Origin of the sequence: Rhodococcus sp. BS-15, from assembly GCF_000813105.1 — a bacterium.
In the GTDB taxonomy this organism is placed as follows: domain Bacteria; phylum Actinomycetota; class Actinomycetes; order Mycobacteriales; family Mycobacteriaceae; genus Rhodococcoides.
The window spans coordinates 1-7,765 of the sequence record NZ_BAOX01000235.1 but is presented as its reverse complement, the minus strand read 5'-3'; the positions used below and the strand labels follow the sequence as shown (position 1 = coordinate 7,765).

10 protein-coding genes and 2 pseudogenes are annotated in these 7,765 nt (G+C 64.7%); 9 read left to right on the top strand and 3 right to left on the bottom strand.

What is annotated here, in order from left to right:
- The 5 genes and pseudogenes from RHBS_RS20880 to RHBS_RS20860 form a co-directional block, all read left to right on the top strand.
- Window positions 1-215, top strand: a pseudogene (locus RHBS_RS20880) (acyl-CoA synthetase); the annotation flags it as partial.
- Window positions 216-254: 39 nt separating this feature from the next.
- A complete protein-coding gene (locus tag RHBS_RS20875; protein WP_121873284.1) occupies window positions 255-914 on the top strand; it encodes an SDR family oxidoreductase in 660 nt (219 codons plus the stop codon).
- 189 nt (window positions 915-1,103) lie between these two features.
- Window positions 1,104-1,616 carry an OsmC family protein gene (locus tag RHBS_RS20870; protein WP_037191491.1) on the top strand — a complete coding sequence of 171 codons (513 nt, stop codon included), beginning with the start codon at window positions 1,104-1,106 and terminating at the stop codon, window positions 1,614-1,616.
- A gap of 4 nt (window positions 1,617-1,620) precedes the next feature.
- Entirely contained in the window at window positions 1,621-2,919 is a 1,299-nt protein-coding gene (locus RHBS_RS20865; protein ID WP_128646369.1) for an O-acetylhomoserine aminocarboxypropyltransferase/cysteine synthase family protein, read from the top strand.
- Entirely contained in the window at window positions 2,916-3,401 is a 486-nt protein-coding gene (locus RHBS_RS20860; protein WP_121873282.1) for a CoA-binding protein, read from the top strand. Before RHBS_RS20865 ends, RHBS_RS20860 begins: the two co-directional genes overlap by 4 nt.
- A gap of 6 nt (window positions 3,402-3,407) precedes the next feature.
- On the opposite strand, the pseudogene RHBS_RS20855 reads toward RHBS_RS20860, so the two are convergent.
- Window positions 3,408-4,213 (bottom strand): annotated as a pseudogene (locus RHBS_RS20855) (SDR family NAD(P)-dependent oxidoreductase).
- Window positions 4,214-4,229: 16 nt separating this feature from the next.
- Between RHBS_RS20855 and RHBS_RS20850 the strand changes: the two are divergent.
- Complete coding sequence (locus tag RHBS_RS20850; RefSeq protein WP_237669513.1) at window positions 4,230-4,865, top strand: TetR/AcrR family transcriptional regulator; 636 nt, start codon at window positions 4,230-4,232, stop codon at window positions 4,863-4,865.
- Here RHBS_RS20850 and RHBS_RS20845 read toward each other — a convergent pair.
- Together RHBS_RS20845 and RHBS_RS20840 are read right to left on the bottom strand one after the other, a co-directional pair.
- The gene (locus RHBS_RS20845; RefSeq protein WP_121873279.1) at window positions 4,848-5,240 is read right to left on the bottom strand and encodes a hypothetical protein; all 393 of its coding nucleotides are present in this window, start codon (window positions 5,238-5,240) and stop codon (window positions 4,848-4,850) included. The two genes, RHBS_RS20850 and RHBS_RS20845, sit on opposite strands and share 18 nt — an antisense overlap.
- Complete coding sequence (locus tag RHBS_RS20840) at window positions 5,237-6,304, bottom strand: GGDEF domain-containing protein (protein WP_128646368.1); 1,068 nt, start codon at window positions 6,302-6,304, stop codon at window positions 5,237-5,239. Before RHBS_RS20840 ends, RHBS_RS20845 begins: the two co-directional genes overlap by 4 nt.
- A gap of 394 nt (window positions 6,305-6,698) precedes the next feature.
- Here RHBS_RS20840 and RHBS_RS20835 point away from each other — a divergent pair, with 394 nt between their 5' ends.
- The 3 genes from RHBS_RS20835 to RHBS_RS29805 form a co-directional block, all read left to right on the top strand.
- Window positions 6,699-6,968 (top strand): hypothetical protein, encoded by a 270-nt coding sequence (locus RHBS_RS20835; RefSeq protein WP_121873277.1) that lies wholly within the window; start codon window positions 6,699-6,701, stop codon window positions 6,966-6,968.
- Window positions 6,961-7,173 (top strand): hypothetical protein, encoded by a 213-nt coding sequence (locus RHBS_RS20830; RefSeq protein ID WP_128646367.1) that lies wholly within the window; start codon window positions 6,961-6,963, stop codon window positions 7,171-7,173. The genes RHBS_RS20835 and RHBS_RS20830 overlap by 8 nt, the downstream gene beginning before the upstream one ends.
- Before the next feature lie 94 nt (window positions 7,174-7,267).
- Window positions 7,268-7,765 (top strand): hypothetical protein (locus tag RHBS_RS29805; RefSeq protein WP_236745398.1); only part of this gene is annotated, 498 nt, incomplete at its 3' end.

Here is a 7,765-nt window from a genome sequence, read left to right as displayed (position 1 = left end):
CGAGCGTCGACGAGGTGGCCGTGGTCGGTGTGCCCGACGACGATCTGGGCCAGCGCATCGTGGCGTTCGTCGTCGGCACCGATGTGGAGGATCGAGTGCTGATCGATCTGGTGGCCACCGAGCTGTCGATTCACAAACGGCCCCGTGAGATTCGCGTCGTCGACTCCCTTCCGCGCAACGCAATGGGGAAGGTCCAGAAGAAGCTGTTGGGCTAGACGTCAGCGAGGGCGCGAGGCGGCGGTTAACGTCGAGGGATGACCACACTCGACGGCGCACGCATTCTCGTATTCGGTGCCAGTGGCGGTCTCGGCGGTCCGGTCGTCGAGCAGCTCGCGAAAGCCGGTGCGCGGTTGACCGTGAGCGGCCGGAGCATCGAGTCGGATCATCACTCGGTGAATGCCGATCTGACGCTGCCGGATTCGGCTCGATCGGTGATTGCGGAGGCCGTCGAACACCACGGCGGACTGGACGGGATCGTCATCGCCGCGGGTGTCGTGGCGTTCGGGCCGGTGACCGAAGTGGACGACGACACCGTCGACGAGCTGTTGCTGCTCAACTATCTCGCGCCGCTGCGGGTGCTTCGAGAAGCGCTGACCACCCTGGACCAGGGCGGGTTCGTGCTCAACATCAGCGCCGTCGTGGCCGACAAGCCGATGCCGAACATGGGTGCCTACTCGGCGAGCAAGGCCGCGGTGAGTGCACTGCTGAAAAGTGTTCGTACAGAGGCACGTAAGTCGAAGATCAGAATCGTGGACGTGCGCCCGCCGCACACCGAGACGGGTCTTGCGACGCGGCCGATCGCCGGGCAGGCTCCGAAACTACCGCAGGGCCTGACGCCGGAGGCGGTGGCGGCACGTATCGTCGCGGCGATCACCGACGACGAGACCGATGTCGGCGCGGATCAGTTTGCGTAAGCTATTGTCGGCATCGTGACCGAGACACACGTGACCGACGCAGCCAGAAGGCTCGTGCGTCGTCGCACCATCGACTTCGGTCTCGTCTGCACCTCTTCCTGTTCGTAACTGTCGATCGAACCCATCCCCGACGAGCATTTCGCGCTCCTCGGGTAGTTCCGGCAACCCTCGAATCGAACAGGATTTTTCATGACCACATCTGTGTCCCACATCGGCGGCGTCATCGCTGCCACCGACGATGCCGTGCAGGCCGACGCGAAGAACGCCCAGGCGGTTTTCCGGGCCTCTGCCACCGCGCACGATGCCGTCGCCAGCACCGTCACCCTGGGCAAGTTCAGCGTCGAGGTCGACGAGCCGCCTGCCCTCGGCGGTGAGAACAAGGCCGCCAACCCGGTCGAGTACTACCTGGCGTCGCTGCTGTCCTGCCAGGTAGTTACCTACCGCGTCTGGGCCGAGAAGCTCGGTATCGTCGTCGACGACATCAAGGCCAAGGCCGAGGGTGACCTCGACGTTCGTGGATTCTTCGGTTTCGACGACAACGTTCGTCCCGGGTTCGGTGAGGTGCGCGTCGTCGTGACCGTCACCGGTCCCGAGTCACGGGAGCGGTACGAGGAGCTGCAGAAGGCCGTTGACGATCACTGCCCCGTGCTGGATCTGACGCGCAATCCCACCCCGATCCACACCGTTCTCGAGACGGCCTGACGTCATGAGCGAACGGACATTCGGCCTGCGTACCAGAGCAATTCACGCCGGAGCGAGACCCGATCCTGCCACCGGTTCGCGTGCGGTGCCTATCTATCAGACTGCGAGCTACGTGTTCGAGAATTCCGCGGACGCAGGCGATCTGTTCGCTCTGCAGAAGTACGGCAACGTCTACAGCCACATCGGCAACCCCACCGTCGCCGCCTTCGAGGAGCGCATCGCGAGCCTCGAAGGCGGCATCGGGGCGGTTGCGTTCGCCAGTGGGTTGGCGGCCGAGTTCGCAGTGTTCGCTGCGCTCGCGGGCACCGGAGACCACATCGTTGCCGCGGCCGGGCTCTACGGCGGCACGGTGACCCAGCTCGACGTGACGCTGCGCCGCTTCGGCGTCGAGACCACGTTCGTCCCTGGCACCGATCCCTCCGATTACGCAGCAGCGGTGACGGATTCGACCAAGCTGATCTACGCCGAGATCATCGGCAATCCGTCGGGGGAGATCGCCGACCTCGAGGGTCTGGCCGCCGTCGCGCACGAACACGGAATTCCGTTGGTGATCGACGCGACGATGGCGACGCCCTGGCTGAGTCGGCCCATCGAATTCGGTGCCGACATCGTGATCCACTCGGCCACCAAGTTCCTCGGTGGTCACGGATCGACGCTCGGGGGAGTGGTGGTCGAATCCGGGCGATTCGATTGGGGCTCGGGTAAATTCCCGCAGATGACGGAACCGGTGGCCTCGTACGGCGGGCTGTCGTGGTGGGGGAATTTCGGCGAGTACGGCTTTCTGACGAAGCTGCGCAGCGAACAGTTGCGCGACATCGGCGGCGCATTGGCTCCGCAATCGGCATTCACGTTGATCCAGGGGGTGGAAACGTTGCCGCAACGCATGGATGCGCACGTCGCCAATGCCCGCGCGGTCGCCGAATGGCTCGACGGTGATTCTCGTATCGACTATGTGAGATGGGCTGGGCTGCAGGGTCACCCGCATCACGACCGGTCTCGGAAGTATCTTCCCGCCGGTCCCGGGGCGGTGTTTGCCTTCGGAATCGACGGCGGCCGCGAGGCCGGGCAGACGTTCGTCGAGAGCGTCCAGGTCGCCAGCCACGTCGCCAATATCGGTGACGTGCGGACGCTGGTGATCCACCCGGGCAGCACCACCCACCGACAACTGAGCGACGAGCAACTGCGCGGCGCAGGTGTCGGTCCCGAGCTGATTCGCATCAGCGTGGGACTCGAAGACGTCGAGGACATTGTGTGGGACCTGGATCAGGCCCTGACACTGGCAACAGGAAAGGCGCGGTCATGAGCGAACGCACCTGGCAGGGCCCGACCGCGCCGCAGCGGCAACGCATCCTGCGTGAGACGAAGACCGTCGCGATCGTCGGAGCGTCGAAGAACCCCTCGCGAGCAAGCTGTTTCGTCAATCGGTATCTGTCCTCGACGAGCAACTACGAGATATTCCTCGTCAATCCGACGGTCACCGACATCGAGGGCACACCCGTGTACCCGACGCTCGCCGATCTACCGAAGCCACCGGATCTGGTCGACGTGTTCCGCAAGAACGACGACTTGCCCGACGTTCTCTCCGAAGCGATTGCAGCGCAGGCGAAGACGATCTGGCTACAGCTCGGATTGTGGCACGAGCAGGTGGCACGCGACGGGGAGGCCGCGGGGTTGAACGTCGTCATGGATCGGTGCCTGAAGATCGAACACGCCCGATTCCACGGAGGACTGCATCTGGCCGGATTCGACACGGGAGTGATCGATTCGCGTCGTACCCGCGGTTGACCGGTCTCAGGCTTTCAGCAGGCGACCACTGATCTTCGCGGCCAACGATCGTGGGGCCAAACGCACACCGCCGGCGCTGATCTTGTTGGACAAACCGGAGACGATGCTGGCGGGGGTGCGGCGAGAATCCAACGCGCGCATAGCCGTCGAGACCACCTGCTCGGAGGTCTGGAAGTTGCCAACCGCGGCGTCTTTCGACCCCACGACGTCGAAGAACTCGGTGCGCGTGGGGCCGGGGGAGAGCGCGAGAATCTTCAGCGACGACGCGCGGTGCTCGAAGGCCAACGCTTCGGTGAAGTTGAGGACGAAGGCCTTCGTTGCACCGTAGACGGCCATGTTGGGGGTGGTTGGTACGCAGCGGTGCTTGCGATGTTGATCAGCGCGCCGGTGAGGTTCGGCAGAAATGCGTGCGTCAGGTCGACCAGCGCGCTCACGTTCAGCGCGATCTCGGCGGCGACGCGCTCGGGATCCTCGTCGGTGAACCTTCCGTGCGTTCCGAAGCCTGCATTGTTGACGAGGGTGGTGGGAGTGATTCCCCTGTCTGTCAACGTGGTTCGTAGAGCTTCGCCGACGCCGGGGACGCCAAGATCCATTGCCACGACGGTGGCCGTGACGCCGTGCTCGGTTTCGATGCGCCGCGCCAGGGTGTTCAGCCGATCGGTGCGTCGTGCCACGAGGACGACGTTCTCGCCGCGTGCGGCGAAGCGGGTGGCGAATTCCTCGCCGAGGCCCGAACTTGCTCCGGTGATGAGCGCTGTGGAAGTCATGGCAGCCAATGTAGGCAGTGTCAGCATTGTTGTCAACGTCAACATCGCCTAGGGTGAGCTCATGGCAACGGAGCGCTACCACCACGGTGACCTGCGTAAAGTGTTGCTCGACGAGGCCGAACGGAGCATCGCGCACGGCGGAGTCGATGCGTTGTCCCTTCGGCAGCTGGCCAGAGATGTCGGCGTCAGTCACGGTGCCCCGGCGCGTCACTTCCGCGACAAGCAAGCGCTGTTGGATGCGCTGGCTCTGCACGGTTTCGAGGAACTGAACCGCCGGATGGTCGCAGCGGCAACGGGACCCGGTGAGCTGATGGCTCGGTTCCGTGCAGTCGCTCGCGCCTACCTCGGATTCGCCGTCGAACACCCGGAGTTGCTGGACGTCATGTACAGCACCAAGCATCATCCCGACGCCAGCGAGAAGCTGAAAAGCGTTGCGCACGAAAGTATGACCGCCACCGAGGCATTGCTCAGCGAAGCCATCGCTGCCGGTGTGATCACCGAGCTCCACCCGAGATCCTCGCGCGCGTTGCCTTCGCGAGCGTGCACGGACTCGCGATGCTGGCCACCGGCGACCTGCTCGACGGCGTCCCGACCGAGGATCTGCTCGACGCGACCGTGGACACTCTGCTGCGCGGGTTCACCTGACCGGTGGCCCGAGCGCGGATCGAGGAGCAGCGCCCTAGGTGGACCCCGATAGGGGTATTTCGTCGGGGTCCGTCCCCGGATCGACGAGGTGAAGTCCCGGCCGTGCCCATCGGTGGTCGGGGCGCGTAGCGACGCTGGAAGCCATCTCGGCAATGAGGTCGAGCCGGAGGCGCTCTGCTGCGCGCTGCCTGCTCCTGAGGTAGTGAGCAAGTTCCGACGCGATGAGTGCGGCACCGACGGGCCCGCCGTACCGGTGCGTCCACCCGGGTCCATCGTGCTCGAATGCGTTCAGGAAACGGTTCGGGTCGGACAGCACGGCAAGGACGGTATCCGCGGTCACGCCGTGTGCGCGTAAGCGGGCGGTGACGTCCGAGATCTCGTGTGTTCCCCGGTGTGCGCCGAGCGCACGCTGCCACTGGGCATTCACAACTGCGGGCCGAAGTGAACACTGGGCCCGCTGCACGGGAGGCGGTGGGGTCCGGCCGAGTTCCGCGGCGACCCGACCTCTCCGTTCGGTCGGCGCTTGTACCGATACAGATCGGCATCGGCGTCGGCCAGCAAAGTCTCGAACGGTTTGTCTTTGGGCGTCGAGACAGCCAAACCGTAAGAGGCAGAGACCGATTGGCTGGCAACCATGGTTTCGGCCAACTGCCTGGCCTCGGCGTGGTTCGAGATCGGGGTGATGAGGACGAACTCGTCGCCGCCCACACGTCCGAGGATCGATCGCGACGGCGCGCGTGAGGACCACGAGAGAGCGAGCTCTGCAAGGGCCCGGTCACCGGCTGCATGCCCGTAGTTGTCGTTGAGATCCTTGAAGTTGTCGATGTCGAAAGCAATGATCGCGACGCGGTCTGTACTTCGGCGCAGTTGCGCTGTGAGACGGGCGAACCCGTGCTCGGCACCCGTGCGGTTGAACACCCCCGTCAGTGGGTCGCGCAACGCCGCCGAGCGAAGACTTGCTCCGGCCGACCCCAGTACTTCGGTGAACGCGACCACGCAGAAGAGGGCGACGATGACCTCGCTCGGCGAACTCGCGGCTTCACCGAGGGCAAGCGAACCGGCCACGGCCAGTGCCAGTACCGAACACTGAACCCGTGCGATCGAGGCTCGGTGCATAGTTCGGATGTACACGGCGAGAACGAGTATCGAGGCAACTGCGCTCATGCGGAGAGCCGTGTGCACCTGGAAGGCGATGCCGAACAGGCCTGCAAACGCAGCCCACACGACGGTCGAGTCGAGCTGCACGCGTCCGATGTGCACAGGTCTGGTCGCGACCGTACCCACGATCGAGAAGACGATGGACGCGAACAGTCCGCTCACCGTCGTCCACGACTGCTCGACGTCGGGTACCGAGAACGAGTCGAGCGTCGTTCCTATTCCGGTGAGAGCCGATACGATCAGCAGTAGCAGGACTGCCGCCAGCACTTTTCGCGCCTCTCTTCGCTGAGCGACGACGGGCACCGAGGCGTGGGGTGTCGATACGGCTTTCACGTCTGCTCCATCGCCGCAGCTATTTTCCCGTTACCAATTGTGATTCTCGCAACTCCACTCGATCGGTGTCGGCGGCCGTGACGGATCCGATGGCGCGGGAGTCCGGTGAGTACGGCCGGCGTCGCGGGTGGTCCGCTGCGGAGGTATGCCTCCGCTTCGAAAAGTGCGATCTGAACTGCGTTGATACCGATTGTCTCGGTGAACGGCAGCGGGCGAGTCGAGTGAGGCAACGTAACGTCGGCTCGCGTACGAAAAGCGGGCGTTTCCGTGTGCTGCCCGTCCAGTCGGCAGACCGCTGCTGCGGTGCCGCTCTCCCCGGATGGATAACTAGAAAATTGCTGACTTCGGGCAGTTTGGGTACGCTGCTCGCTAGTCGAATGTGAAGGACGGGGGCATGGTGACGAGTGCATGGAGCAGAGCCGAGAATCTTGCTGTTATCGACAGCGCGAGCTTCCGGGCGGTGTCCGTCGTCGGTGTGGTGGCAGCGTTGCTCGCAGGATTCACGGCGTTGGGTTGGATATTCGCCCAGCCGATGCTGGGGATCGTGGCGGGAGTGACCGCAATCGGCACGATCGGGACAGCTCACGCGCTGCTCGGTGGTAGTCGTTTCCGTACGTCGCCCGCTGATCTGTTGGAGACGCATGCGGGTCGCTTCGATGGCTGACAACCGCGACGAAGCATTGATCACGTTCGCGGCTCGCTGGGAGCCGTACGGCGGTGCGGATGCTTCGGAGATCTTCGTCTGCTTCGGTTTGAGCGAAAGTCAGTACCGGGCGCGTTTGTATCAAGCCTTAATGCGTTCCGGGCACGGTGCAGTGGACGTCGACGCCCGGGTCCGGGCGCGGTTGCTGCTCTACAGCACGTCGTGAGCATTCGACTTCTGCCCGGCGAGGCCGATACTCGATGCAGTGGCGTGCCGATCCTGGCTGCCGGCTCGAAACGAACGACAATCGGGGACAGCGAATGAGCATTGGGGCCAGGTGGCGTGTCGCGGCGCTGACAGTGGCGGCGGGAGCCGCGACGGTCGGTGGCGTCATGATCGGCACCGGGGCCGGCGTCTCGTCGGCGTATCCGATCTGTATCGGAAATCTGCACGCGTGCCATCACCCCGCCCCCACCAGTACCGATGTCACCACCACGGTGGATGATTCGACGACCACCGAATCCACCACGTCGTCCACCACCACGTCGGCGACCTCGACCACAGCAGCAGCGTCGAGCACCTCGTCGTCGAGACGCCCACGACCCACCCACGAACCCACCACGGAGTCGGAACAGTCGTCGACTCGCTCGCAGCCGTCACGCACGCCGACGTCCGGGGTGGTCGACGGGCCTCCTGCAGCCGTTCCTCCTGCAGCCGGGCTGCCTGCAGCCGTTCCGCCTGTCGGCGGTGCAGGCGGTGTCCCGCCAGGAGCCGGCCTCGATGTACCCGATGTCGAGGACGAGGGGGACGGCGGCGGC

Coding starts and splice junctions, on each gene's coding strand:
- RHBS_RS20875 (WP_121873284.1), top strand. CDS start 255: ATGACCACACTCGACGGCGCACGCATTCTCGTATTCGGTGCCAGTGGC.
- RHBS_RS20860 (WP_121873282.1), top strand. CDS start 2,916: ATGAGCGAACGCACCTGGCAGGGCCCGACCGCGCCGCAGCGGCAACGC.
- RHBS_RS20865 (WP_128646369.1), top strand. CDS start 1,621: ATGAGCGAACGGACATTCGGCCTGCGTACCAGAGCAATTCACGCCGGA.
- RHBS_RS20850 (WP_237669513.1), top strand. CDS start 4,230: ATGGCAACGGAGCGCTACCACCACGGTGACCTGCGTAAAGTGTTGCTC.
- RHBS_RS20835 (WP_121873277.1), top strand. CDS start 6,699: ATGGTGACGAGTGCATGGAGCAGAGCCGAGAATCTTGCTGTTATCGAC.
- RHBS_RS20870 (WP_037191491.1), top strand. CDS start 1,104: ATGACCACATCTGTGTCCCACATCGGCGGCGTCATCGCTGCCACCGAC.
- RHBS_RS20830 (WP_128646367.1), top strand. CDS start 6,961: ATGGCTGACAACCGCGACGAAGCATTGATCACGTTCGCGGCTCGCTGG.